Genomic DNA, 242 nt, shown 5'->3' with positions numbered 1-242 from the left:
TGGGCCTAAATGGACTCGAACCATCGACCTCACGCTTATCAGGCGTGCGCTCTAACCAGCTGAGCTATAGGCCCATAATTGAAAAGCGGGTGAAGAGAATCGAACTCTCGACCAGAGCTTGGAAGGCTCTTGTTTTACCACTAAACTACACCCGCATTAAATTGTAAATGGTGAGCCATGAAGGATTCGAACCTTCGACCCTCTGATTAAAAGTCAGATGCTCTACCAACTGAGCTAATGGC

The 242-nt window shown here is 47.5% G+C and carries 2 tRNA genes; both read right to left on the bottom strand.

The features are described from left to right. Positions 1–74 (bottom strand) — tRNA-Ile (locus JDS99_RS31455). Positions 75–84: 10 nt separating this feature from the next. Continuing rightward, a tRNA-Gly gene (locus JDS99_RS31450) sits at positions 85–155 on the bottom strand. Between the last annotated feature and the right edge of the window lie 87 nt (positions 156–242).

This window comes from Bacillus cereus group sp. N6, assembly GCF_016483705.1.
Lineage (GTDB): Bacteria > Bacillota > Bacilli > Bacillales > Bacillaceae_G > Bacillus_A > Bacillus_A wiedmannii.
Note: the sequence above shows the minus strand (reverse complement) of the source record. Positions and strands in the feature narration are given on the sequence as shown.